This window comes from Kitasatospora sp. NPDC087861 (assembly GCF_044742585.1).
In the GTDB taxonomy this organism is placed as follows: domain Bacteria; phylum Actinomycetota; class Actinomycetes; order Streptomycetales; family Streptomycetaceae; genus Kitasatospora.
Genome location: NZ_JBIUUS010000002.1, coordinates 522,222 through 546,762, shown reverse-complemented (window position 1 = coordinate 546,762; position 24,541 = coordinate 522,222). Strand labels below are relative to the sequence as shown.

The window sequence follows — 24,541 nt, the reverse complement described above, 5'->3', positions numbered from 1 at the left end:
GTTCCGTCACTCGCTCCCGCACCTGCACCCGCACCGACGAATCGGGGAATCCCATGAAGACCCTGCCGCAGTACGCGATCATCGACGTCTCCGCCCACCGCACCGAGCTGGTCGACGGCCGCCTGCAGGCCGTCGGCGACGAGATCGTCGCCGAACTGGTCCGCCTCGTGGCCGAGGGAGACGGCGTCGCCCTGTGCCACGGCCTCGACCGGACGCTGGCGAGCCACGGCCTGGACGTCCACAACGACCAGGACGCCGCCGTGGCCCGCGACTACCTGGAGTCGCTGTTCCGCGCCTTCGGTGCCCGGGTGGACGTCGCCCCCTACAGCCCGGTCGTGATGGACTACGACCGCATCGCCGGCATGGACGTCGACGGCTACAACAAGAACACGTCCTTCACCCCGAACGGCGACCACACCGCCGAGCGCGAGTTCCTGACCACCAAGTGCGTGCACTTCGACTCCGCCACGCCGTTCATCGGGAACATCTACGGCCCCAACACCAACATCCGGGGCGGCGTCCCGGTGGTCTGCGACACCCGCGCCTTCTGCAAGGACGCGGGGGTGGCCCCGGGCGACCTGGTCGAGCTGATGCCGCACAGCTACAACGTCGCGGTTCGCGAGGAGTACACCGAGCGGATCCTGGCGGACTACGCCAGCGCGGTGGACGTCGACCTGTCCTCCGACCTGGTGATGGTCGTCCTGCTCAACGAGGTGGCCGGCGGCCTGGCGCACGCCGGCTCCGAGCCCCGCCCGGTCGACCCGTCCAAGCCCTCCCGCCGCCCGATCCGGCACCTGGAGTACCAGTTCGCCGAGGGCGTCGAGCTGGCCAAGTGGTTCGAGCACTACGGTCTGGACGTCCCCGCGCCCATCATGCAGGCGCCCGACGGCGACGCGCGCGAGCGCTACCACCGCGGCATCGCCCCGGTCGGCGCCGAGGACGGGGCCTCCGAGCGATGACGTCCACCGAGAGCGGCGTGCCGGTCATGTCCGCCGGTGACGCCGCGGAGCTCGACGAGCTCCTGACGGTGCTCGCCGCGGACGAGTGGCCCGACGACATCGGCGAGGCACGGCAGTTCTACGACGCGTGGGGCACGCCGATCGCCGACGACATCGTGGTCGAGCAGCGCCCCGGCGGGTACCTGCTGACCCCGCCGAACGCCGAGGGCGCCCGGACCGGGCTCTACCTGCACGGCGGCGGATTCGTGTACGGCTCGCTGCGCAGCCACGGCGCCATGGTCGGGGAGATCGCCCGGGCGGCCCGCTGCCGGATGTTCTTCGTGGACTACCGGCGGGCCCCCGAACACCCCTACCCGGCGGCGCTGGACGACGCGGTGGCGGCCTACCAGGGCCTGCTCGCCGACGGAACCGCCCCCTCGGACGTGGTGTTCACCGGGGACTCCGCCGGCGGCGGCCTGATGCTCGCCACCCTGCTCAAGGTCCGCGACCTGGGCCTGCCGCTGCCGGCGGCCGCGGCGGCCATCTCGCCGTGGACCGACCTGACCGGCTCCGGGGAGACCCACCGCACCCTGGCGGACGAGGACCCGATGCTCAGCCAGCCCGTCGTGGCGCTGGTCACCGCGTCCTACCTGGCCGGCACCGCGCCGACCGACCCCTACGTGTCCCCGCTGTTCGGGGACGTCACCGGCCTGCCGCCGGTGCTCATCCAGGTGGGCAGCCGCGAGGTCCTGCTCAGCGACGCCGAACGATTCGCAGCCGCGCTGCGCGAGGCCGGCGGCACCGGCGAACTGGAGGTATGGTCCGGCATGGTCCACGTGTGGCACCTGCACCACGCCCGGCTGGGCAAGGCCCGCGAGGCCGTCGCCCGGCTCGGCGACTGGCTGCGCGAGCACAGCGGCGGTGCGCGATGAGCGAGGACATCACCGGCCCGCACCGGTACCGGAACAACGCGAAGATGGTGCCGGCCAGCGAGGCCGCCTGGGGCCTGTCCCAGAAGCACGGGATGCTCGGGCTGGTGGTCGAGGCCGTCGACGGCCAGAACCGGCTGCGCGAGATCCACACCGGACACGAGTTCACCAACCTGTCCTCGTGCTCCTACCTGGGGCTCAACAGCCACCCGACGGTGGTCGAGGCCGGGCGCGCCGCGCTGGCCGAGGAGCAGATCACCGGCCTGTCCATGGGCGAGTTCCGGATCCGCCTGGGCATCATGGAGCGGCTGGAGGAGGAGCTGGCCGAGCACTTCGGCACCCACGTGCTGCCGTCGGTGTCGTGCGGGGTGCTGAGCGCGGCGATCCTGCCGCTGCTGGCCTCCGGGCACCTGACGGACGGCGAGCCCCTCGTCGTGGTCTTCGACCGGTTCGCGCACTTCTCGATGAACTTCCTCAAGCCGATCATCGCCGACGAGACGCTGGTCCTGACCTGTCCGCACAACGACATGGAGTACCTGGAGGACATCTGCAAGCGGTACCCGCGGGTCGCCTACGTCTGTGAAGGCGCCTACTCCGTCGGCGGCACGGCGGACCTGGAAGGCATCAAGGCCCTGCAGGACCGCTACGGCATGTTCGTCTACCTGGACGACTCGCACGCGATGTCCGCGGTGGGCGAAGGCGGCGGGGGCTACGCGCGCACGGTCTTCGACGAGCTCGACTCCCGCACGATCATCGTCGCGTCGATCGCCAAGGCGTTCGGCAGCACCGGCGGCATCGCGATGATCGGCGACCGCGACGTCTTCGAGTTCCTCTACCGCTCCGGGCCGCTGGCCTGGTCGCAGGGGCTGCGGACCGCCGCGGTCGGCACCACCCTGGGCGCCCTGGAGGTCCACCGCAGCCCCGAGCTGGGCCTGCGTCAGCGTCAACTCGCCCGGAACATCGAGCTGTTCGACGAACGGCTGAGCGGCCACGGCCTGCGCGGCACCGGCTCGCACATCAAGTTCGTGGTGACCGGCGACAACGACCGCGCGGTGCGGCTGTCCACCGAGCTCTACGAGCGCGGCTACTACTGCTCCGCGATGTTCTTCCCGATCGTGGCGCAGGGCCAGGCCGGCGTCCGGATGATGCTGCGCGGCGACATGCCGACGGAGCTGACCGAGCGGTTCGCGGGCGACCTGCTGGACGTCCTGGCAGGGCTCGGGTGACCCTCGACCGCACCGAACAGCCGCAGCACTCCCTCGACGACGTCCGAGCCGTCGCCGAGCTGATGCGGACGGGCCTGCGCAGCGGCGCGGTACGGCGGATGGCCGTGCCGCTGCGGCAGGTCGTCGAGGACGAGCACGGCGCCAAGTTCCTGGCGATGCCCGCCGTCTCCGGGGACTTCGGGCTCTACATCTCCAAGACCGCCACCATCACCGACGGGCCGGGGCCGACCGTGACGTCCGTGGTCCCGGTGTTCTCCACCGGCACGGGGGACCTGCTGGCGGTGCTGGACGGCGCGGCCGTCACCGACCTCAAGTGCGCCGCCGTCACCGCCGTGGTCACCGACCGCTGCGCGGCCCCGGACAGTTCCGTCCTCGGCATCGTCGGGTCCGGGGTGCAGGCCTGGCAGCAGTACCTCGGCGTCGCGGCGGTGCGGGAGATCACGCAGGTGCGGGTGCACTCCCGCACCACCGCCAACGCCGAGGCGCTGTGCGAGCGGATCAGGGCCGCCGGAGCGGCCCGGGCCGTGGTCTGCGCCTCCGCCGAGGAGGCCACGGCGGGAGCGGACGTCGTCTCCACGGCGACGACGTCCGTACTCCCGCTGCCGATCTCCACCGACCTGCCGGAGCACGTGCACATCAACTGCATGGGCGCGCACACCACGCAGTCGCGGGAGCTCCCGCACACACTGCTGGCCGCCGTCACGGTCGTCGTCGAGGACATCGGGATCGCCGTCGCCGAGGCCGGCGAGATCCACCGGACGGCGATCGACCTCACGTCCCTGGAGAGCGGCGAGCACACCGGGCTCGACGCGCGCCCGACCGTCTTCAGCTCCACCGGCCACGCCTCGCTCGACCTCATCACCTGCGCCCACCTGGTCGGGCACCCGCACCGCTGAACGTACCGAAGGGAAGACCGCACGTGGCACACGACGGCAAGGAAGAGGACACCGGAGCGCACGGCACCGAGCCGTCCCCGGCCGAGACCGCGGACCGGGAGTTCGCCTCCGTCCTCGCACGCCTCGGCATCGAGATGCCGTCCGACCTGGCGCCCGGCGTCCTGGCCGGCTACCGCCCGATGCGGGCGATGATGGAGCTGCTGCGCACCGTGGAGACCTGCGATGTCTGAGACCGACGCGATGTCCGGGACCGACGCCACCGGGCCCGGCGACCTCGCCGAGCTGACCGTCGCACAGGCCGGAGCGCTGCTGCGCTCCGGGGAGATCACCTCGGTGCAACTGGCCGAGCACGCGCTGGGCCTGATCGAGGCCCACGACGCGGCGCTGCACTCCTTCGTGCTGGTCACCCGCGACCAGGCCCTGGAGCGCGCCCGGCAGGCCGACCGGGAGCTGCGCGGCGGCCTCGACCGCGGCCCGCTGCACGGCATCCCGTACGCGCTGAAGGACATCTTCGACGCCGAGGGCCTGCCCACCACCAACCAGTCCCGGCTGACCGTCTCGGACGTCGCCGCCGGGGACAGCGCCGTGGAGGAACGGCTGCGGGCCGGCGGCGGCGTGCTGCTGGGCAAGCTGGCCACCTACGAGTTCGCGATGGGCGGGCCGAGCCCGGACCTGCCCTTCCCGCCGGCGCGCAACCCGTGGCACACCGAGCACATCCCCAGCGGCTCCTCGTCGGGGGCGGGCGTCGCGGTGGCCGCCGGGTTCCTGCGCGTCGCGTTCGGGTCCGACACCGCCGGCTCGATGCGCGGCCCGGCGTTCCACTGCGGGACGGTCGGCCTGAAGCCCACCTACGGCCTGGTGTCCGGACACGGCGCCACCCCGCTGGCGCCCACCATGGACCACTTCGGGCCGCTGGGCTGGACGGTGGCCGACACCGCCGCCGCGCTCCAGGCCGTCGCCGGGCCCGACCCGCGCGACCCGCGCACCCGGGACGCACCCGCGCCGGACTACCTCGGCGGCCTGACCGGGGACGTGAAGGGCCTGCGGGTGGCCTATTCGAGCGCCTGGTACGCCCACGACCCCGAGACCCTGCCGGAGATCACCGAGGGCATCGAACGGGCCCTGGCCCACCTGGAGGGCCTCGGCGCGATCGTCGAGGAGTGCAAGCTGCCGGCGTACGAACTGTTCAACGCCTGCGGCCGGATCGTCATGGCCGCCGAGGGCTTCGCCACGCACGAGCGGAACCTGCGCGAGGAGCCGCGGAAGTTCGGCCGCATCACCTACCAGAAGCTGCTGCCCGGCGCCGGGGTCGGCGCCGCGGACCTGCTGCGCGCGATGGAGCTGCGCCGCCGGCTCACCGAGGCGCTCGACCAGCGGGTCTTCGCCGACCACGACGTGCTGATCACCGCCTGCGGGCAGACCACCGCGGCCCGCTTCGACGCCTTCCCGCTCGACTGGCCGCCGCCGCGGCTGGCCAACGACATGCAGACCATCCCGTTCGCGCTCACCGGGCACCCGGCCATGTCCCTGCCGCTCGGGTTCGCCGGCAACGGCCTGCCGATCGGGGTGCAGCTGGTCGGACCCAGGTTCGGCGAGGCGGGCCTGTTCCGGGCCGGCACGGCGCTGGAGGCCGAGTTCGGCCGACGCTGCACCCGGCCCGCCCTGACCACGGGCGCGCCCGACGACCGCCACGCCACGGCCTGAACCATGGCGGCGAACCCGTGACGGACCACCATGACGGAGGAGCACCAGTGACCACGAGCGACCTCTACGGCGCCGACCGGCTGGCGACCGCCGCCCAGGCCACCGCGCAGGCAGGGCTGGACGCACTGCTGGTCAGCCCGGGCGCCGACCTGCGCTACCTCACCGGCTACGACGCCAAGCCGCTGGAACGGCTCACCTGTCTCGTGCTGCCCGCGGACGGTGAACCCCTCCTCGTGGTACCGGAGTTGGAGCGGGCCGCCGCGCACGCCTCGCCGGCCGGCGGTCTCGGCATCGAGATCGTCGGCTGGGCCGAGACGGAGGACCCGTACGCCCTCGTCGCCGCCCGGCTGTCCCGCCGCACCGACCGCGTCGGGGTGGACAACCGGATGTGGGCCGAGAAGGCGGTGGCCTTCCGCGCCGCGCTGCCCGGCGCCCGCCAGGAGCTCGCCGGGCAGGTGCTGAACCCGCTGCGGGTCCGCAAGGGTCCGGCCGAGGTCGAGGCGCTGCGCCGGGCCGGGGACGCCATCGACCGGGTGCACGCCCGGATGGGCGAGTGGCTGCGGCCCGGGCGCACCGAGCGCGAGGTCGGCCGGGACATCGCCGAGGCGATCCTCGCCGAGGGCCATGTCCGGGTGAGCTTCGTCATCGTCGGCTCCGGGCCCAACAGCGCCAGCGCGCACCACGACCTGTCCGACCGGGTGATCGGGTACGGCGACCCCGTCGTGGTCGACATCGGCGGCACCACCGAGGACGGCTACTGCTCCGACTCCACCCGCACCTACGTGCTGGGCGAGCCGCCGCCGGACTACCTGCGCCTGCACGAGGTGCTGCTGGCCGCCCAGCGCCTGCAGACCGACTCCGTGCGGCCGGGCGTCACCGCCGGAGGGCTCGACGCGGTCGGCCGGGACCTGATCACCGACGCGGGCTTCGGCCCGGACTTCATCCACCGCACCGGGCACGGCATCGGCCTGGAAGGCCACGAGGACCCGTACATCGTGACCGGCTCCGAGCTGCCGCTGGAGCCCGGGATGGCGTTCTCTGTCGAGCCCGGCATCTACCTGCCCGGGCGGTTCGGGGCCCGGATCGAGGACATCGTGATCTGCACCGACGACGGGGGCGAGCGGCTCAACCGCACGGGCCGCGACCTGACCGTCCTGTCCTGACCGTCCTGTCCCGACCGGCCAGGCCGGACACGTCCTAGGCCGGACACGCTCCAACCCTCTCCCAGGAGTGCACAACCATGGAACACAGACCCACGGCCCCGAACGCGGCCACCGTGACCGATCCCCGGCTGCTGCTCAACGCGCTGGACCACCAGTTCCGGGGCTTCCGGACCTTCTGGTTCGACCGGATCAGCCCCGCCGGGCCCGTCGTCCTGCCGGCCGCGCGCGGCGCCGAACTGGAGAGCGCGGCCACCCGGCTCGCCGAGCTGCTGCGGCGGGCCGCCTGGAGCCTGGGCGAGGACTGCCTGGCCCGGCACCGGGCCCTGGGCCTCGACGAGCGGCTGACCGGCTTCTACGCGGACGAGGAGTTCGAGCGGGCGTACGCGACGGCCATCGGGCGGCCGGACGTCATCCTGACCGAATCCGGCTGGAAGTTCATCGAGTTCAACTTCTGCGCGGCCACCGGCGGCCAGGTCTTCACCCACCTGCTCAACGACCTATGGCGCCAACTGCTGCCCGGGCGGGTGGCGGCCTCCCTCACCCTCGGCGACCCCATGACGGCGCGCAACGAGCTGCTGCGCGGCGTCCTCGACGACTACGGCCTGGACCCGCGGGTGGCGCTCATCGGCTACCTGCCCGACGTCGGCATCCAGGACCGCAGGTACTACGAGATCGAGATCGACGTCCTGCGCAGGGGCGGGATCGCCGCGGAGTACTTCGACACGGACGAGTTCGTCGACGCCCTCGCCACCCGCCGGGAGGAGTTCCCGCTGGTGCTGGAGCGGGTCGTGCCGCAGGAATGGCTCGACGCCGGCCGGGACGCCGAGCAGCTGCTCGCCATCAGGAAGTGCGGCGCCACGGTGCTGACGCCGCAGAGCTCCTACCAGGCGGCGAACAAGCAGCTCTTCGCGGTGCTGTCCACCGGACAGGACTGGATGACCGACCAGGACCGGGAGCTCGTCCGGCAGTACGTCCCCTGGTCGCGGAGCATCCGGGAGGAGCAGGTGGAGTTCGAGGGGGAGCGCCGGAAGTTGACCGACCTGCTGGTGCAGCGCCGGGAGGACTTCGTCCTGAAGCGGTCCGACGGGGACCAGAACGCCGACGTGCACCTCGGCTTCAGGACCGGCGCGGCCGAGTGGGAGGCGATCATCGCCAAGGCCGCGGCGGCCGGCACCTGGATAGCCCAGGAGGCCGTCCACAGCACCGGGATCGCCGCGGATGTCTTCGACGGCGACAGCGGCGAGTTCCTGAGCCTGTCCACCGGCGCGGTGTTCGGCCCGCTCATCGTGGGCGGCCGGATGGCCGGCTGCCCGCTGCGCTACGACGTCCCCGCCCCGGGCAACGCCGCTCCGGGGACGGCGGGTTCGAGCATCCTGGGCACGGTCGGCTGGCAGTCGGCCTGAAACCGCGGCGGCCGGTGACGGGGGCGGGCGGCCCCCGTCACCGGCCGCTGGGTGCGCCCGCCTTCGCGGGCGGGCGTCACCGACGGGCCGCGCGCGGTCAGCGCAGCGACGCCATCCACGCCTCGACCTCGTCCGCGCCGCGCGGCAGGTCCGCGGACAGGCACAGCGCGCCGTCGTCCGTGATGAGGAAGTCGTCCTCGATCCGGATGCCGATGCCGCGCAGCTCCTCCGGGATCGTCAGGTCGTCCGGCTGGAAGTACAGGCCGGGCTCGACGGTGAGGACGTGGCCGGGCTCCAGCACGCCGTCCAGGTACGCCTCGCTGCGGGCGGCGCCGCAGTCGTGGCAGTCCAGGCCGAGCATGTGGCCCGAGCCGCAGACGGTGAACCGGCGGTACAGGGCGGAGTCGGCGGCCAGCGGATCGTCGCCGCCGGGCAGCAGGCCCCAGGCGTCGAGGCCCTCGGCGATGACGCGCATCGCGGCGTCGTGGAAGTCGCCGAACCGGGCGCCGGGCCGCAGGGTGGCGATGCCCGCCGACTGGGCGGCGAAGACCAGGTCGTAGAACCGGCGCTGGACGTCGGTGAAGCGCCCGCTGACCGGCAGCGTGCGGGTGACGTCGCCGGTGTAGAAGGAGTCCGCCTCGACGCCGGCGTCCAGCAGCAGCAGGTCCCCGTCCCGCACCGGGCCGTCGTTGTGCATCCAGTGCAGGACGCAGGCGTGCGCGCCGGCCGCCGCGATGGTCTCGAAGCCCAGGCCGTAACCGTCCAGCCGGGCCCGCCGGTTGAAGGTGCCCTCGATCCAGCGCTCGCCCCGGGCCAGACCCGTGGCGGTGCGCAGCTCGCCGACGACGTCGTGGAAGCCGGCGACCGTGGAGCCGACCGCGGTGCGCAGCTGCTCGACCTCCCACTCGTCCTTGACCAGGCGCAACTCCGACAGGAAGGTGAGCAGTTCGGCCTCGGCCTCGCGGGCCGGCGGCACCAGCGCGTCGACCAGCTCGTCCTCGCCGCGCAGCACCCGGGTCGGGACCCGCCCGGCGAGCGCCCGCTCCAGGTCGTCGCGGGCGGCGGCCGCCAGGCCGAAGGCGTCGGAGGTCTCCGTGAGGGTGCGGCGGCGGCCGACCCAGAACTCGCCGTGCCGCCGGGAGCTGTAGAACTCCGCGCCGTGCGGGCCGCCGTCGCGCGGCGAGCGCGGCCGGGTGAAGAGGGTCACCTCGTGGCCGTTGCCGAGCGGCTCGAAGACGAGGACGCTGTCGGGCACGGCCTGGGTGCCCTGCTCGGCGGTGAGGTGGATGAACGCGGAGTGCGGCCGGAACGTGTAGTCGAAGTCGTTGCTCCGGGCCTTGAGGCCACCCGACGGGATGACGATCCGCTCGCCGGGGAACCGCTCGGACAGCGCCGCCCGGCGCTTGGCCGCGAACGCCGCCCCGGGGACGAGCGGCAGCTGCAGGCCCGTATCGGCCCACCCCTGCTGGAAGTTCTCGGCCAGCGCGGCCGACACGGCACGATCGTGACTCCCGCGTGCCCCACCCTGTTGCGCCACCGCATGCCTCCGTATCTCGTGATCAATTGTGAAAGAATTATATAATTTCACATGTGACACTTCTAGGCCTTGGCCGGCGATTGTATCCAGCGGGTATCAGGTAGCGCGTGGTTGTCCGTCAAAGCGGTGGGCGACCCACCCCGGGAGGGCCGATCGGGAGCCGGACGGCCCTGGAGCCGGCGACCCCACGACCCGATTCCCCCGATCTGACCTGCGGTTTCTCTGGGGGAGGCGGGCCTCGGGGAGTGAGCCGCGTCCACCCGGCGGCGTCGGCGGTGGATCCGACGCCTGCCGTATCGTTCCTGTCGGGTGGCCGACTGTGCGTGAACGCACCCGAGACCCTCGCCCGGCCCATCTGAACATCCGAACATCCAATCACTCGAACAGGAGTCCGTCACCGTGTCCTCGTCCGTCCCGGCTCCGGCCTCCGCGCGCCCGGTTCGGGTGTTGCTCGTCGAGGACGACCAGCTGATGCGCCGGTCCTTCACCGTGGCGCTGGAGCGCTACGGCTACCGGGTGGAGGCGGCGGCCGACGGGCTGGCGGGCCTGGAGCTCTTCCGCGACGGGAGCTTCGACCTGCTGATCCTGGACGTGATGCTGCCCGCTCTGGACGGGATCGGCCTGTGCCGCAGGGTCCGGGAGAGCAGCCTGGTGCCGATCCTGATGATGTCCGCCCGCGGCGACGGGCTCGATGTCGTGGCCGGCCTGGAGGCCGGAGCGGACGACTACGTGGTCAAACCCGTGGACACCTACGTCCTCGTGGCACGCATCCGCTCGCTGCTGCGACGGGCGACCTACCCGTCCGCTCCGGGACCTGAACGGACCCCGGGCGGGGAGGCACCCGCGTCCGAGGGGGAGCTGCTGGTGTTCGGCGACCTGACCATCGACACCGGCGGACTGGAGGTGTCCGTGTCCGGCCGCCCGGTGGCGCTGACCCCGACCGAGCTGAAGCTGCTGCTGGAGTTCGCCGCCCATCCGGGCATCGTGCTGGAACGCCACACCCTGCTCCGCAACGTCTGGGAGTACGGCTGGGACGGCGACAGCCGGGTCGTGGACCTGGGCGTGCAGCGGCTGCGCCGCAAACTCGGCCAGGAGCGGATCGAGACGGTCCGCGGCTTCGGCTACAAGCTCAGGCGCTGAGGCCGGTGCGCCCCTTGCGCCGGCCGCGGCCGTCCCGCACGTCCCTGCGCTGGAAGATCGCCGCGCTGGCCGCGGCCACCGCGTGCCTGGTCGCGGCCGCGGTGGGCGTGCTGGTCCACCTGTGGACGGCGCACGACATCCGCCAGCGGGCCGAAGCACGCGCCTTCAACTCCGTGTACTCCGCCGTCGACACCTACCGGCGGACCGGAACGCTGGCGGACGGCGCCGAGCTCGATCCCGCCGAACTGCCCACCGCATTGCGCCGGCCGGCCGACGGCGACCGGCACATCGCCTACGACGGCCGCATCGAAGGCAACGCGGGGCCGAGCGTCTGGGCCGCCCAACGGGTCGGCGGCCCGGGCAGCCCGGTGCTGGCCGTCCAGGTCAACATGAGCCCCGACCTCTACGGGCTGCGCCGGCTCGACGCGAGCATGGCGGTGGCGTCACTGGTCTCGCTCGCGGCCGCCGTTCCCCTGGCGGTCTACGGAGCCGGGCTGGTCGGCCGCCGGCTGCGACGGGTCTCCCAGACCGCGAGCCGCATTTCGTGCGGGGACCTCGACGCCCGGACCGGGCCCACCAAGGGCCGCGACGAGGTCGCCGACATCGCCGCCACCGTCGACCTGATGGCCGACAGCCTCAGCCGCCGGCTGCGCACCGAGCGCCGGTTCACCGCGGACGTGGCCCACGAGCTGCGCACCCCCGTCGGGGGCCTGCTGGCCGCTGCCGACCTGCTCCCGCCCGGCGAGACGGAGGACCTGCTGCGGGCCCGGGTGCGCGATCTGCGCGGCCTGGTCGAGGACCTGCTGGAGATCTCCCGCCTCGACGCCGGCGTCGAACAGGCGGTCCGCGCCCGCGTGCCGCTGGTCGCCGTCGTCGCCGAGGCCGTGGCGCGCACCGGACTCGCCACGGTGGTCACCGGGACCAGGACCGGGACCGGGAGTGGCACCGGCACCGGCACCGACGCGAAGAACGCGCAGACCGCCGGGACCGTGGAGACCGCCGGGACCGTGGAGACCGACCCGCGACGCCTTGAGCGGGTCGTCGGCAACCTCGTCGTCAACGCCCACCGGCACGGGCGCGCCCCGGTCGAGGTCACCGTCGGGGACCGGACGGTCGTCGTGCGCGACCACGGTCCCGGTTTCCCCGCGGACCTGCTGCGCGACGGTCCGCGCCGCTTCCACACGGACGCGACAGGGCATGGGTCGGGCCACGGCCTGGGCCTGACCATCGCCCTGGGCCAGGCCCAGGTCCTCGGGGCCGAGCTGTGCCTGGCCAACACCCCCGACGGCGGCGCCGTCGCCACGCTGCGCCTGCCGACCTGACCGCCCGGCCCCCACCGAACCGATACAGAGCGGCGCGGGCACCGATACACGCCGGCCCAGGCCCCGATACGTTCTCCGGACACTCTTCGACGTGCACCCGTTCCGCACCCGCAGAGGAGTCCCCCCGTGACCGCCGAACCCTTTTCCCCGTACCTGCCGCACCCGGCGACGGGGGTCGCGGCCGCCACCACCGGCCTGTCGAAGGTCTACGGCAGCGGCGACACCCGTGTCGTCGCCCTGGACGAGGTCGACATCGCCTTCCGGGAGGGCGAGTTCACCTCGATCATGGGCCCCTCCGGCTGCGGCAAGTCCACCCTGATGCACTGCGCCGCCGGGCTGGACCGGGCCAGCTCCGGATCCGTCCGCATCGGCACCACCGAACTGGGCACCCTCAACGACCGGCAGCTCACCGAGTTGCGCCGCGACCGGATCGGCTTCGTCTTCCAGGCGTTCAACCTGCTGCCGACGCTGACCGCGCTGGAGAACATCACGCTGCCGCTGGCCATCGCCGGGCGCCGCCCGGACCGGCAGTGGCTGGACCACGTGATCTCCCTGGTCGGCCTGGGCCGGCGGCTCGGCCACCGGCCCGCGGAGCTGTCCGGCGGGCAGCAGCAGCGGGTCGCGGTGGCCCGTGCGCTGGTCTCCCGCCCCGCGATCGTCTTCGCCGACGAGCCCACCGGCAACCTCGACTCCCGTGCCGGGACGGAGATCCTCGGCTTCCTGCGCGAGTGCGTGCGCGAACTGGGCCAGACCGTGGTCATGGTGACGCACGACCCGGTCGCCGCCGACTTCGCCGACCGCGTGGTCTTCCTCTCCGACGGCCGCCTGGTCGACGAGATGACCCGCCCCACCGCGGACCGGGTCCTGGAGCGGATGAAGGAGTTCGACACCCGCACCCGCACCGGCTGACCAGCCCACCCCGGCACCTCAGTCGGTCGTCCCACCCCCGCGCACTCGCGCACTCGCGTCGCCCGTTCCCGTCCTCCCTCACGGCCCCGAAAGCTCCCCATGCTGAGAACAGCCCTGCGCAACGTCCTGGCGGCCAAGGCCCGTCTGGTCATGACCGTCCTCGCGGTCTGCCTCGGTGTCGCATTCGTCTGCGGCACCCTCGTCTTCGCGGACACCTCCGTGGCGGCCCACCGCGCCGCCGCGTCGAAGAACTTCGCGGACATCGCGGTCACCGTGACCCCGAGAACCCCCCTGACCGGGGCCGCCACGCGTCAGAACAGCAGCGCACTCGACGACGCGCTCGTCCACAGACTCGCCGCCGTGCCCGGTGCGGCGGCCGTACGGCCCTCGGTGGACGGATCGGCGGTCCTGAACGCCGCGGACGGCACGCCGCTGCGGGTCGGCACCGCACGGGCGAACCTGGCCGCCGCCTACGTACCGGGCAAGGACGGCAAGGACGGTCGCTACCCGCTGCTCCGGGGCCACGCACCCCGCGACGCCGATGAACTCGCCGTCGACAGCGGCACCGCCGCCGCCGGCGGGTTCGGCATCGGCGACACGATCACCCTGGCCACCGACGGCCCCGTCCTGACGAAACGGCTCGTGGGCATCGTCACCACCCAGGACACCCGGGTGACCGCCGGCGGCACCCTCACCCTGTTCGACCAGGCGACCGCCCAGGCGCTGTTCGCCGCCCCGGGCCGCTACACCTCCGTCGACCTGTCCGCCGCGCCCGGCACCAGCCAGGCCGAGCTCTCCGAGCGGGTCACCGCGGTACTCCCGCCCGACCGGGCCGAGGCCGTCACCGGCGCCGCCCAGGCCACCCAGCAGGCCGGCTACGTCGACACGCTGACCCGGGGCTACCAGAAGCTGCCGATGGTCTTCGCCGGGGTCTCACTGTTCATCGGCTCGTTCCTCATCGCCAACACCTTCACCGTGCTCGTCGCCGGGCGTACCCGTGAGATCGCGCTGCTGCGGGCGATCGGTGCCTCGCGCCGCCAGGTGGTCCGCTCCGTGCTCTGGGAGGCCGTCCTGCTCGGCCTGGTCGCGTCGGCGGCCGGCCTCCTGCTCGGCCTCGGCATCGCCGCCGTGCTGCCCGACCTGCTGAGCACCACGCAGGGCACGCTGCCCCACGGCCCCCTGGTGATCGGCCCGCGCCCGCTGGTGGCGGCACTCGCGGTGGGCGTGGGCGTCACGGTCCTCGCCGCGTGGCTGCCGTCCCGCAACGCCGCGAAGGTCGCACCCATCGAGGCGCTGCGCTCGGCCGACCAGCCGCCCACGGCCGTCCGCTCCCGGGTCCGCGGCGCGGTGGGACTGGCTCTGCTGGTCCTCGGCGCCGGGTTGCTGCTGTCGCTGACGGGGGCGAAGGACGCCTCGGTGGAGAACCTGCAGACCGCGATGTTCGGCTGCGGTGTCCTCGTCGTCGCCATGATCGTGCTCGCGCCGGTCCTCGCGACTCCCGTGATCCGGCTGAGCGGACGGCTGACCGGCCGCTTCGGGATGACCGGCCGGCTCGCCCACCGGAACGCGCTGCGCAACCCGAGGCGCAGCGCGGCCACCGCCTCCGCCCTGATGATCAGCACGGCCCTGGTCGCCGGGCTCGCCGTCATCGGAAACTCCACCGGGCAGGCTCTGGACCGCCAGGCCGCGTCCGGCCTCGGTGCCGACTACGTGCTCAGCACCCGCACCACCACGACCGGCATCGACCCCGCCGCCGTCCAACGGGTGGCCGACGTCCCCGGGGTGAGGACGGCGAGCGCCGTCACGGACTCCGTCCTGTTCACCGGCGGCGGTGTCCGCACGATCTCGGGTGTCACCCCCGACACCGTGGACGCCGTCATGAGGCTCGATCTCGTCGACGGCTCCCTGAAGGACCTCGGACCGGGCCGGATCGCCGTCTCCCGCACCGTCGCGCGGGAACAGGGTGTGAGCGCGAGCGGCCGGCTCAACGCCCGGATGGGCAGCGGTCAGGACTTCCAGCAGTACACCGTCGTCGCCGTCTACCAGGACAACCCCACCGCCCACGACGCGCTGGGCGACCGCACCGAGGTCCAGCGCACCGGCTTCGACCCCGGCTCCATCCAGCGGATCCTCGTTCGCACCGACGGCGGCGCGACCTCCAAGACCATCGAGGACCGGCTGCGCACCGCCGTGGGCAACAGCCCGCTGGTCCAGGTGCAGACCAGGGAGGAACTCGTCCACCAGGCCGCCGGCGCCCTGGGCGAGTTGCTGGAACTGATGTACGGGCTGCTCGCGCTCGGCACCGTGATCTCCCTGCTCGGGATCACCAACACCCTGGCCATGTCGGTCGCCGAACGCACCCGCGAGATCGGCGTCCTGCGCGCCATCGGGATGGACCGCGCCGGCATCCGCCGGATGATCCGCCTGGAGTCGGTGACCGTCGCCGCCTTCGGCACACTCCTGGGCCTGGCCGGCGGCCTCTTCGGAGCCTGGACGGTCGGCGCGCTGGCCAACGGCGCCATGACCCGGTACGCCCTGGCACCGCCCTGGGGAACACTGCTCCTCCTGTGCATCGGCTCCCTGGCGACCGGTGTGATCGCGGCAGCCGTCCCGGCCCGCCGAGCAGCCGCGCTGAGCCCGTTGGCAGCCGTCGCAAGGACCTGACGCGCGGTCTCCTCCCACCTCCGGTCGCCGGATCGGGCCGCTGGTCCGTTGCGGCCACGGCGATGTGCCACCCCGGGTGGTGCCGGTCGGCGGTGGCAGGCCGACACCGCCCGGGCGAACGGCACGCTCGCGGGGATGGGGCGTGTGCGGACCGTTGTGCTCCGTTTGGGAGGGAGTCCTGGAGGCCGGAGTGTTCGCCGGCGGATCACTCCGGGTAGTTGCCGAGGTGCACAAGGTGATCAGGGGGGAGGGTGGTTCAGGGAGTCGCGATGTCGGAACACGATCAGCTCGGCGGGCGTGCCGATCCGGAGGGACGGCCGACGCGCTCCGAGAGCGTGCCGCACCAGATCCCGGCGTCCGGAGGCCCCGCCGAAACCGCCCGGTCGGGCCCGGAAGCCAGCGACACCGCAGCCCCCTGGTCCGATCGGATGCTGCCACTGCTGCGCACTCCGACGGCCGATCGCCGGCTGGCCGCGGACTGCTTCGCGGAGCCGCCCGGAGCCGTCGAGCCGGTGCGGGTGCTGGAGCTGGCGCTGCTGGTCGGCGAGCTGCTGCTGGCCAGCGGCGAGGCGGCGGAGGGTGTCGAGGCCGCCATGCTCGCCGTCGCGGGTGCCTACCGGGTCCACCCGTGCGACCCCCAGGTGACCTTCACCCGGGTGGCGATCTCGTACCAGCCGGGCCCGTCCGGGCCGCCGTTGACGGTCGAGTCCTCGGTCCGCCGCGCGGCGGGCGACTACGCGCGGCTGGCCGCGGTCTTCCGGCTGGTCACCGAGATCACGGCGGGCGGCATCGGGGTCCACGACGCCCATGACCGCCTCGTGGCCGTGCACCGGTACAGCCGCCGCTACCCCGGCTGGCTCCTCCTCCTGTGCTGCGGTGTGCTGGCCGGGGCCGCGACGCTGCTGGTCGGCGGCCGGGCCGACGCCCGGGCCTGGCTGGTGTTCGCCAGCGCCGTCGTCGCGGCCCTGGCGGGCGACCGGCTCTCGGCGCTGGTGGCGCGCCACGACCTCCCGGCGTTCTACCAGTTCGTGGTGGCCGCGGGGCCGGCCGCCGTGATCGGCATCCTGCTGTCGTTCAACGGGCTGCACCTGCGCGGATCGGTGGTGATCACCGGAGGGCTGTACGCGCTGCTGCCGGGATGGCCCATGGTGGCGGCGGCCCAGGACGGCCTGGCGGGCTTCTACCTCACCGCCGCCGCGCGCCTGCTCGAAGCGCTGTACCTGATGGCCGGTGTGGTGATCGGGGTGATGACGGTGCTCTACGTCGGCGTCAACAACGGCGCGGACCTGGCGGCCCAGGACGTCCCGGCCGGGGCGGTGAACCCGCCGTTGCAGCTCGCCGCGGCGGTGCTGCTCACCCTGGCGTTCGCGGTGCTGCTGAACACCGAGCCGGGCGCGCTGTCCGTGGTCCTGCTCAACAGCGCGGCCGGCTGGACGACGTACGGGGTGCTGGTCAACGCCGGCGGGGAGCCGCTCCTGGCCACGGGGCTCGCCGCCGGGCTGGTGGGCCTGTCCGGCCAGCTCACGGCGCGTCACCGGGGAAGCTCCGCGCTGCCGCACATCACGGCGGCCCTGGGGCCGCTGCTGCCCGGGTCGGTGCTCTACTTCGGGATGCTCGCCTTCGTCCGGGGCGAGCCGGAGATCGGGCTGAGCGGCGTCGGGCGTGCTGTCGCCACGGCGATGGCCCTCGCCATCGGCGTGAACCTGGGCCGGGAGCTGGCCCGGCTCTTCCTGTCCGCGCCGCGCGCGGCCCCGCCGGCCGGCCGGCGGGGCGGTCGCCACCGCCGGTGAGGGACGGCGGCGGGAGTCGTCCACCGGCCGGCGCTCCCACCTCCGTACCGGGGGGGATCTGACGGGCGGTGAACTCGGGTGGCCGGGGGTGGTGGTCGCGATGTGCTGCCCCGCTTCCCAGAAGGTTTTATTTTCAACTATCATGGCGTGGCGCAGTGCCGTCCGACAGCGATCCGGCCAGAGGAGTTCCGATGAGTGATGTGACCGCGGGTGTGGCTGAGGCCCCGGCGCGCCGACGGGTGTTCGTCGACAAGCAGAGCCCCAAGGCCTACCGCGCGCTGGTCGCGACGGCCGAGTCGGCCCGTGCGGGCGCGGCGGACGCCGGGTTGGACCGCACGCTCGTGGAACTGGTCAACCTGCGGGTGTCCCAGATCAACGGCTGCGCCTACTGCCTCAACGTGCACACCAGGGCCGCCCTGCAGGCCGGCGACACCCCGCAGCGGCTGGGCACCCTCCCGGCGTGGCGCGACACCGAACTGTTCACCCCGCAGGAACGCGCCGCCCTCGCCCTGGCGGAGGCGACCACCAACCCCGCGGACGCCGCCCTCCAGGAGGACGCCTACGGCGCCGCCCGCCAAGCCCTGACGGATGACCAGATCTCCGCGGTGATCTGGGTGGCCATCGCCATCAACGCCTTCAACCGGGTGTCCATCCTGAGCAAGCACCCGGTGCGGCCGATCCCGGCCGGCCGGGCTGAGGAGCGGGCGTCCTCAGCCTCGTGTGCGGGCAGGCGCTGCTAAGGGTTGCCGATCAAAGGAGTCGGAAGGACTCCCATGGACGCCCAGGACGGTCGGGCTTCTTGTGGGGTCAGTTCGTCGGGACGAGGGTGTTCTCGTTGGTGCGGCCGGCGGCGAAGTCGTCGATGTTGCGGGCGGTGGCGTCGATGATCTGGCCGACGGCGGTGCGGGTGAAGTAGGCCTGGTGGGAGGTGACCAGGACCTGCGGGAAGGTGACGAGGCGGGCGAGGACGTCGTCGGTGATGCCCTGGATGGAGCGGTCGGTGAAGAAGACGCCGGTCTCCTCCTCGTACACGTCGAGGCCGACGCCGGAGAGGCGGCCGGCGCGCAGGGCCTCGACGAGGGCCGCGCTGTCGATCAGGCCCCCGCGGCTGGAGTTGACGAGGATCGCGTCGTCCTTCATCCGGGCCAGCGCGGCGGCGTCGATCAGGTGGTGGGTGGCCGGGACGAGCGGGACGTGCAGGCTCACCAGGTCGGCGCGGGTGAGGAGTTCGGGCAGTTCGGTGTAGGTCATGCCGAGGTCGACGCAGGCCGGGTTCTCCGCGATGTCCCAGCCGAGCAGTTCGGTGCCGAAGCCGGCCGCGATCCGGGTGAAGCACTCGCCGATCTTGCCGGTGCCGATCACCCCGACGGTCATCCCGTGCACGTCCCGCCCCAGCAGCCCGTCGAGGCGGAAGTCGAACTCGCGGCTGCGCCCGGCGGCCCGGACGATCCGGCGGTTGACGGCCAGGGCCAGCGCCCAGGCGTGCTCGGCCACCGCGTAGGGGCTGTAGTACGACACCCGGGCGACGGTGAGGCCGAGTTCGGCGGCCGCGTCGAGGTCGATGTTGTTGAACCCGGTGGAGCGCTGGGCGATCAGCTTGGTGCCGCCGGCGGCGAGGACCGCGAGCGTATCGGCGTCCAGGACGGCGTTGACGCTGCTGCTGACGGCGGGGTAGCCGGCGGCGAGCGGGGCGGTGTCGTGGTTGAGGAACATGCTCAGGCAGCGCAGCCCGTGCCGGCGGGCGAAGGCCTGTTCCAGCAGCGGCCGTTCGTCGGCCTGCACCCCGTACGCGAGGATCTCCATCGACTGCCCTTCCGCGAGTGGTCCGCTCCACCGGCCACGCTAGCCGGGCCGTCGCCCGGGCGCCCGTCAGACGCACGAGGGCCCCCGAACCGGCACGGGTTCGGGGGCCCTCGACGTGGGGGGAGGGGTCAGAGGACCGTCTCCGCCTCCAGGTAGCGGTCCTGCGGGACGGTCTTCAGCTCGGCGACCGCCTCGGCCAGCGGCACCAGGTTGATGTTGGTGCCCTGCAGCGCGGTGATGTGCCCGAAGGCGCCCTTGTGGACGGCCTCGACGGCGTGCCAGCCGAAGCGGGTGGCGAGCACCCGGTCGTACGCGGTCGGGGTGCCGCCGCGCTGGGTGTGGCCGAGGATCACCGGGCGGGCCTCCTTGCCGAGCCGGTGCTCCAGTTCGCGGGAGAGCTGGGTGGCGATGCCGGTGAACCGCTCGTGGCCGTAGATGTCCTTGGTGCCCTCCTCCCAGTGCATGGTGCCGGGTTCGGGCTTGGCGCCTTCGGCGCAGACCACGATGGCGAACTTCTTCTGCCGGTCGAAGCGCTCGCGGACGACGGCGGTCAGCTTGTCGATGTGGAACGGCCGCTCCGGGACGACGATGGCGTGCGCACCGGCCGCCATGCCCGCGTTGAGCGCGATCCAGCCGGTGTGCCGGCCCATGACCTCGACGACCATGACCCGCTGGTGGGACTCGGCGGTGGTCTTCAGCCGGTCCAGCGCGTCGGTGGCGACCGAGACGGCGGTGTCGAAGCCGAAGGTCACGTCGGTGGCGGCGATGTCGTTGTCGATGGTCTTCGGGACCCCGACCACCGGCAGTCCGGCGTCGCTCATCAGCTTGGCGGCCTTCAGGGTGCCCTCGCCGCCGATCGGGATGACCGCGTCGATGCCGAGGTCCGCGCACAGCTGCTTGGCGCGCTCGACGCCGTCGCGCAGGTGGCTCGGCTGGACCCGGGAGGAGCCGAGGATCGTGCCGCCCTGGGCCAGGATGCCGCTCACCGAGTCGAGGGTGAGCGGTCGGTGGACGCCCTCCAGAAGACCGCGCCAACCGTCCTGGAAACCGATGATCTCGTCGCCGTGGTCGACCACCCCCCGGTGGACCACGGAACGGATCACCGCGTTCAGGCCGGGGCAGTCACCGCCGCTGGTCAGCACTCCGATACGCATTAGCTTTGCAACTCCCGAGCAGAACCGAGGAACGGCCGGACTACAGGCTGGGACGACGAGCCGTCACCGTAGCGGGGCGCTCCCTTGCCGGAGTGGCGGGGAGGTGGCCGCGGGATGAAGGACCGGCCGATCCGGACAGAACGTCCGGAAACGGCCGCGAAGTCGAGCATACGGCCCCTGGTCCGGCCGGGCAGGAGCCGACGCGGGAGCGGCGCCGTCGGCGCCCCCGCGCGGAGGTGCAGCCTGCTGCCGAGGAGGGTGTGCAGTAGGCAGCCCCATTGTGGTACGTCCGGGGCCGCCCTTGGAGCGGGTGACCGCATCGCGGGCACCCGCCCCTCGGGGCGTGCGGACGTACTACGCGGGGCGCGTCGTGGCGGCGATGCGCTCGGCGCGCAGCGCGTCGTACCAGGTGGTGTCGGCCGGCGGCAGGGCGTTGACGTCCAGCGCCAGCTTGATCAGCATGTCGGCCACGGCGGGGTTGCGGGCCAGCACCGGGCCGTGCAGGTAGGTGCCGAAGACGGTGTCCCGCCAGGCGCCCTCGGTGCCGTCGCCGGTGCCGTTGCCCCGGCCCGCGGTGACGGTGGCCAGCGGCGCGACGCCCTGGCCGAGGTGGGTGACGCCCTGGTGGTTCTCGAAGCCGGTCAGCTGCGGCAGGCCGAGCCGCGGGTCCACGTCGGCCAGCACGTCGCCGACGCACCGGGCGCCGTCGCCGCGGGTGGTCCAGACGTCGAGCAGGCCCAGGCCCGGCTCGCGCTCGCCCAGGTCGTTGACGAACTCGTGGCCCATGATCTGGAAGCCCGCGCAGACGCCGAAGATGATCGCGCCGTTCTCGGACGCCCGGATCAGGCCGGTGTCGGCCCGCAGCCGCTCGGCGGCCAGCCGCTGCGGACGGTCCTCGCCGCCGCCGATCAGGTAGATGTCGCCGCTGGTGGGGATCGCCTGGTCGGAGCGGACGTCGATCCGGGTCACGTTGAGGTGGCGCTGGCGGGCCCGGCGCTCCACGACCAGGGCGTTGCCGCGGTCGCCGTAGGTGCTGAGCAGGTCCGGGTAGACCCAGACCACGCGCAGGCTGCTCTCACTCATCCTCGAAGGCCTTCCATCACGATCAGGGGGGTCATGGGGGGCTGCGGGCGCGGCATCAGCCGGCCACGACCTTCCGCAGCTGCTGGAAGGCGGTGTAGTTGGCGATGGCCTCGATCCGGCCGGGCGGGGCCATCCGGACGGCCTGCTCCAGCGTGTCCACCACGTGGAACTGCAGCCCGGCGACCTCCAGGCGGACGGCCAGGTCCAGCTTGCGCTGCCCCATCACGAACACCGGGTGCCCGGCGAGGCGCTCGTAGTCGACGTCCCACAGCCAGGACGTGTCGGTGCCGTCGGCGTCGAGGGCGTTGACGGACAGGATCACCGGCGCGGGCGGGCCGTCGATCAGCGAGAAGGTCTCCAGCCAGCCGGCCGGGTTCTTGGCCAGCAGCAGCCTTATGTCCCGCCCCTGGTACTGGACCACGTCGTAGCGGCCGGCCACGGCCGTCACCGAGCGCATCCGCTCCAGCGCGACCTGCGGGGAGACCCCGAACACGGCGGCGACGGCGGCCGAGCTGGTGGCGTTGGCCAGGTTGGCCCGGCCGGGCAGCTGGAGCTGGATCGGCCAGGCGCCGCGCTGCGGGTCGATCACGTGCGTGCCCTGGAGCGCCCAGTGCGGGTTGGGGCGGCGGAAGCCGCAGTCCTGGCAGAACCAGTCCTCGCCGGGGCGCTGCATCACACCGCCGCAGGCGGGGCAGGACCAGGCGTCCTCCTTCCACGCCTGTCCGGCGGCCACCCAGACCACCTTCTTGCAGGAGGAGGCGGCCCAGGTCACCAGCGGGTCGTCGGCGTTGGCGATGACCACGGCCTCGGTGTCCTGCAGGCCCTCGCGCCACTTCTCGGCCATCATCCGCGTCTCGGCGGCGCGGTCGAGCTGGTCGCGGGAGAGGTTGAGCAGGGCGATCGCCTTGGGGCGGGTGTCGCGGGCGACCGTCGCCAGGTACTTCTCGTCGACCTCGATCACGCCGAAGCGGGCGTCCGAGCCACCGGCCAGGGCGGAGGTGATGCCGGCCGGCATGTTCGCGCCCAGGGCGTTGGAGACCACCGGACCGGCGGCGCGCAGCGCCTCGGCGATCAGGCGGGTGGTGGTGGTCTTGCCGTTGGTGGCGCTGACCAGGATGACGTCGAGGTGGTCGGCGAGGGTGCCGAGCAGGTCGGGGTCGAGCCTGAGGGCGACCTTGCCGCCGATCACCGAGCCGCTTCCGCGTCCGGCCTTGCGGGACACGGCGGCGGCCACCCGGCCGGCGGTGACCGCGATCTTGGCGCGGGCCGGCAGCGAGGCGTCGCGTGCGCCTGTGGGCTCCGATTCGGTGCCTGCCATGCTCAGTGGTTCCTCCTTGCTGCGGCACCACCCGGGTCCGGATTAACGGGCCGTCGGGCGGCGGGGACGGGGCCAGCCTACCGACTCCGCCGCCCGGCTCGACGATCCGGACCCCATGCCGCCTGCTGCGACGCGGCCGAAGGCGCCGCCACGGGCGCTCTGACGGCCCGTGGGGGAAGGCGGTGTACGGAGGGGACCGTTGCCGCTTGGGACGCTCACCGGCGCCGCCGGGTTCCCTGGTAAGAGTGTGGTGAAGAACTGATCAGCTACCCGGATCGGCCGTTCGGGATCGGCCGCCCGGGATCAGCGGCTCGGACGGGCGCAGGTGGTCGGCTCGCCCGAGGCCAGCGTGGCGGTGATCACCAGGGTGCCGTCCTCGGGGTGGAAGTCCAGCGGCGCGGCCAGCCGGCGCATCGCGGCGATCAGCCCGGTGTTCGAGGCGTGCGTCACCGCGTACACCGAGCCCACGCCGGCCGCCCGGGCCGCCGTCGACAGCCGCCGCAGCAGCTCCGGCCCGAGCCCGCGCCGCTGCCAGGCGTCCTCGACCAGCACCGCCAGCTCCGCCTCGCCGCCGTCCCACATCAGGTGCCCGAGGGCGACGATCCGCCCGTCGGATGCCGTCACGGCGAGGCTGTGGCCGTGCCGGGCGTCCAGCAGGTGGTCCAGGTAGCGGCCGGCGTCACGGACCGGCCCGTGGTAACGCAGCCGCAGCGAGGCGGGGGAGCAGCGGCCGTGCATCGCCAGGGCCTCGGCCCGGTCGGTCGGCCCGGCGGGGCGCAGCACCAGCTCCGTTCCGTCCACCGAGAGCAGGGACGGCACCTCCCGGCCCGGCTCGGCCGCGGCCCGCGACCGGTCGACCGGCGGGTGCGGGCGGGCGCTCCGGACCGGGCCCCCGGTGAGCGCGGGCAGCCGGGTGGCCTGGCCGTCGGGCGCCGCGCACCTGCGGTCGGACCTGCGGAAAGGCCGGTGCCAGAGCCGTTCGGGGCGAGTGCGTGATGCCGTCATGCGGGCGACGCTACCGACGTCGCGCTTCCGGCCGGTTACGCGATCGTGAACGCACGAATGACCGGGTCGGCGGCGGGCCGGGGGCTGAAGCTCACCGGGCGGGACGGGTCGGCGGGACGGCTGATCGGGGCGTGGCCGCCGATCGCACGTGATCGGCGGCATCGGACACGCTCACGGATGGCGCAGAATCCGTGAGCGCCGGAGCCCCTTCGGATACGGATGGCTCGGCTTTCCGCCGAATCCCACCTCCTCCGAAGGGGCACCCATGTCCTTCCCGCTGTCCGGTTCGCTGTCTTCCACGAAGAAGTCCGCACTGGGCGCGGCATGCTGCGCACTGCTGCTGGCCGCGCCGCTCGCCCTCGCCCAGCCGGCCACCGCCGCCGACGGTCCCAAGACACCGCAGGAGGCCGCGGCCTGCAAGGGCGTCGTCTCCTCGCTGCTCGGCGGCTTCGGGTCGATGCTCGCGAACTCGGCGTGCGTCGTGCGGCCGAGCGACGACTGAGCGGCTACCGCACGGGCGGTCCGCCGGGTGCCGGCGGGCCGCAGCCGGCACCCGG

Annotated in this window: 21 protein-coding genes; 15 read left to right on the top strand and 6 right to left on the bottom strand. The window is 73.3% G+C overall.

The features are described from left to right. Nucleotides 1-53: 53 nt before the first annotated feature. The 8 genes from ACIOJE_RS05125 to ACIOJE_RS05090 all read left to right on the top strand — a co-directional run bounded on the left by ACIOJE_RS05125 (nt 54) and on the right by ACIOJE_RS05090 (nt 8,259). Nucleotides 54-959: a hypothetical protein gene (locus tag ACIOJE_RS05125; protein WP_400773384.1), complete on the top strand. Its 906-nt coding sequence runs from the start codon at nt 54-56 to the stop codon at nt 957-959. After that, nucleotides 956-1,870 (top strand): alpha/beta hydrolase, encoded by a 915-nt coding sequence (locus ACIOJE_RS05120; protein ID WP_280682710.1) that lies wholly within the window; start codon nt 956-958, stop codon nt 1,868-1,870. Before ACIOJE_RS05125 ends, ACIOJE_RS05120 begins: the two co-directional genes overlap by 4 nt. After that, entirely contained in the window at nt 1,867-3,093 is a 1,227-nt protein-coding gene (locus ACIOJE_RS05115) for an aminotransferase class I/II-fold pyridoxal phosphate-dependent enzyme (protein WP_280682708.1), read from the top strand. The genes ACIOJE_RS05120 and ACIOJE_RS05115 overlap by 4 nt, the downstream gene beginning before the upstream one ends. Then, entirely contained in the window at nt 3,090-3,989 is a 900-nt protein-coding gene (locus tag ACIOJE_RS05110) for an ornithine cyclodeaminase family protein (protein ID WP_280682706.1), read from the top strand. Before ACIOJE_RS05115 ends, ACIOJE_RS05110 begins: the two co-directional genes overlap by 4 nt. Nucleotides 3,990-4,012: 23 nt before the next feature. Next, nucleotides 4,013-4,219 carry a hypothetical protein gene (locus ACIOJE_RS05105; protein ID WP_280682704.1) on the top strand — a complete coding sequence of 69 codons (207 nt, stop codon included), beginning with the start codon at nt 4,013-4,015 and terminating at the stop codon, nt 4,217-4,219. Continuing rightward, entirely contained in the window at nt 4,212-5,693 is a 1,482-nt protein-coding gene (locus ACIOJE_RS05100; RefSeq protein ID WP_400773381.1) for an amidase, read from the top strand. Before ACIOJE_RS05105 ends, ACIOJE_RS05100 begins: the two co-directional genes overlap by 8 nt. A gap of 47 nt (nt 5,694-5,740) precedes the next feature. After that, nucleotides 5,741-6,856, top strand: coding sequence for a M24 family metallopeptidase (locus ACIOJE_RS05095; RefSeq protein WP_400773380.1), 1,116 nt, complete (start codon nt 5,741-5,743; stop codon nt 6,854-6,856). A gap of 77 nt (nt 6,857-6,933) precedes the next feature. After that, on the top strand, nt 6,934-8,259 hold the full coding sequence (locus tag ACIOJE_RS05090; RefSeq protein ID WP_400773378.1) for a hypothetical protein: 1,326 nt from the start codon (nt 6,934-6,936) through the stop codon (nt 8,257-8,259). Nucleotides 8,260-8,356: 97 nt separating this feature from the next. On the opposite strand, the gene ACIOJE_RS05085 is transcribed toward ACIOJE_RS05090, so the two are convergent. Next, complete coding sequence (locus tag ACIOJE_RS05085) at nt 8,357-9,754, bottom strand: aminopeptidase P family protein (protein WP_400665407.1); 1,398 nt, start codon at nt 9,752-9,754, stop codon at nt 8,357-8,359. 513 nt (nt 9,755-10,267) lie between these two features. On the opposite strand from ACIOJE_RS05085, the gene cseB reads away from it, so the two are divergent. From cseB to ACIOJE_RS05055, 6 genes are all read left to right on the top strand, one after another. Then, a complete protein-coding gene (gene cseB, locus ACIOJE_RS05080) occupies nt 10,268-10,936 on the top strand; it encodes a two-component system response regulator CseB (RefSeq protein ID WP_400773423.1) in 669 nt (222 codons plus the stop codon). Between the two features lie 14 nt (nt 10,937-10,950). Next, a complete protein-coding gene (locus tag ACIOJE_RS05075) occupies nt 10,951-12,258 on the top strand; it encodes an ATP-binding protein (protein WP_400773376.1) in 1,308 nt (435 codons plus the stop codon). Nucleotides 12,259-12,411: 153 nt separating this feature from the next. Continuing rightward, nucleotides 12,412-13,167, top strand: coding sequence for an ABC transporter ATP-binding protein (locus ACIOJE_RS05070; RefSeq protein ID WP_280682734.1), 756 nt, complete (start codon nt 12,412-12,414; stop codon nt 13,165-13,167). A 99-nt stretch (nt 13,168-13,266) separates the two neighbouring features. Beyond that, nucleotides 13,267-15,831, top strand: a complete 2,565-nt coding sequence (locus tag ACIOJE_RS05065) for an ABC transporter permease (protein ID WP_400773374.1) — start codon at nt 13,267-13,269, stop codon at nt 15,829-15,831. Between the two features lie 269 nt (nt 15,832-16,100). Continuing rightward, nucleotides 16,101-17,621 carry a threonine/serine exporter ThrE family protein gene (locus ACIOJE_RS05060; protein WP_400773373.1) on the top strand — a complete coding sequence of 507 codons (1,521 nt, stop codon included), beginning with the start codon at nt 16,101-16,103 and terminating at the stop codon, nt 17,619-17,621. Between the two features lie 191 nt (nt 17,622-17,812). Next, complete coding sequence (locus ACIOJE_RS05055; RefSeq protein ID WP_280682691.1) at nt 17,813-18,361, top strand: carboxymuconolactone decarboxylase family protein; 549 nt, start codon at nt 17,813-17,815, stop codon at nt 18,359-18,361. Between the two features lie 67 nt (nt 18,362-18,428). Here the strand turns inward: ACIOJE_RS05055 and ACIOJE_RS05050 are convergent, their stop codons facing one another. From ACIOJE_RS05050 to ACIOJE_RS05030, 5 genes are all read right to left on the bottom strand, one after another. Continuing rightward, nucleotides 18,429-19,424, bottom strand: a complete 996-nt coding sequence (locus tag ACIOJE_RS05050; RefSeq protein ID WP_280682689.1) for a 2-hydroxyacid dehydrogenase — start codon at nt 19,422-19,424, stop codon at nt 18,429-18,431. A gap of 128 nt (nt 19,425-19,552) precedes the next feature. After that, nucleotides 19,553-20,578, bottom strand: coding sequence for a 6-phosphofructokinase (locus ACIOJE_RS05045; protein WP_280682687.1), 1,026 nt, complete (start codon nt 20,576-20,578; stop codon nt 19,553-19,555). A 354-nt stretch (nt 20,579-20,932) separates the two neighbouring features. Beyond that, the gene (locus ACIOJE_RS05040; protein WP_280682685.1) at nt 20,933-21,661 is read right to left on the bottom strand and encodes a glutamine amidotransferase; all 729 of its coding nucleotides are present in this window, start codon (nt 21,659-21,661) and stop codon (nt 20,933-20,935) included. A 55-nt stretch (nt 21,662-21,716) separates the two neighbouring features. Next, nucleotides 21,717-22,979 carry a MurT ligase domain-containing protein gene (locus ACIOJE_RS05035; RefSeq protein WP_280682683.1) on the bottom strand — a complete coding sequence of 421 codons (1,263 nt, stop codon included), beginning with the start codon at nt 22,977-22,979 and terminating at the stop codon, nt 21,717-21,719. A gap of 303 nt (nt 22,980-23,282) precedes the next feature. Further along, nucleotides 23,283-23,984, bottom strand: a complete 702-nt coding sequence (locus ACIOJE_RS05030; RefSeq protein WP_400773372.1) for a GNAT family N-acetyltransferase — start codon at nt 23,982-23,984, stop codon at nt 23,283-23,285. A gap of 265 nt (nt 23,985-24,249) precedes the next feature. Between ACIOJE_RS05030 and ACIOJE_RS05025 the strand changes: the two genes are divergently transcribed. Then, on the top strand, nt 24,250-24,486 hold the full coding sequence (locus ACIOJE_RS05025) for a hypothetical protein (protein ID WP_400773371.1): 237 nt from the start codon (nt 24,250-24,252) through the stop codon (nt 24,484-24,486). Nucleotides 24,487-24,541: the final 55 nt, after the last annotated feature.

Excerpts from the sequence above, each read along its gene's own strand:
- cseB (WP_400773423.1), top strand. The coding sequence starts at position 10,268 with ATGCGCCGGTCCTTCACCGTGGCGCTGGAGCGCTACGGCTACCGGGTG.
- ACIOJE_RS05100 (WP_400773381.1), top strand. The coding sequence starts at position 4,212 with ATGTCTGAGACCGACGCGATGTCCGGGACCGACGCCACCGGGCCCGGC.
- ACIOJE_RS05065 (WP_400773374.1), top strand. The coding sequence starts at position 13,267 with ATGCTGAGAACAGCCCTGCGCAACGTCCTGGCGGCCAAGGCCCGTCTG.
- ACIOJE_RS05030 (WP_400773372.1), bottom strand. The coding sequence starts at position 23,984 with ATGACGGCATCACGCACTCGCCCCGAACGGCTCTGGCACCGGCCTTTC.
- ACIOJE_RS05120 (WP_280682710.1), top strand. The coding sequence starts at position 956 with ATGACGTCCACCGAGAGCGGCGTGCCGGTCATGTCCGCCGGTGACGCC.
- ACIOJE_RS05050 (WP_280682689.1), bottom strand. The coding sequence starts at position 19,424 with ATGGAGATCCTCGCGTACGGGGTGCAGGCCGACGAACGGCCGCTGCTG.
- ACIOJE_RS05040 (WP_280682685.1), bottom strand. The coding sequence starts at position 21,661 with ATGAGTGAGAGCAGCCTGCGCGTGGTCTGGGTCTACCCGGACCTGCTC.
- ACIOJE_RS05025 (WP_400773371.1), top strand. The coding sequence starts at position 24,250 with ATGTCCTTCCCGCTGTCCGGTTCGCTGTCTTCCACGAAGAAGTCCGCA.
- ACIOJE_RS05060 (WP_400773373.1), top strand. The coding sequence starts at position 16,101 with ATGTCGGAACACGATCAGCTCGGCGGGCGTGCCGATCCGGAGGGACGG.
- ACIOJE_RS05090 (WP_400773378.1), top strand. The coding sequence starts at position 6,934 with ATGGAACACAGACCCACGGCCCCGAACGCGGCCACCGTGACCGATCCC.
- ACIOJE_RS05115 (WP_280682708.1), top strand. The coding sequence starts at position 1,867 with ATGAGCGAGGACATCACCGGCCCGCACCGGTACCGGAACAACGCGAAG.
- ACIOJE_RS05055 (WP_280682691.1), top strand. The coding sequence starts at position 17,813 with ATGAGTGATGTGACCGCGGGTGTGGCTGAGGCCCCGGCGCGCCGACGG.
- ACIOJE_RS05045 (WP_280682687.1), bottom strand. The coding sequence starts at position 20,578 with ATGCGTATCGGAGTGCTGACCAGCGGCGGTGACTGCCCCGGCCTGAAC.
- ACIOJE_RS05125 (WP_400773384.1), top strand. The coding sequence starts at position 54 with ATGAAGACCCTGCCGCAGTACGCGATCATCGACGTCTCCGCCCACCGC.
- ACIOJE_RS05035 (WP_280682683.1), bottom strand. The coding sequence starts at position 22,979 with ATGGCAGGCACCGAATCGGAGCCCACAGGCGCACGCGACGCCTCGCTG.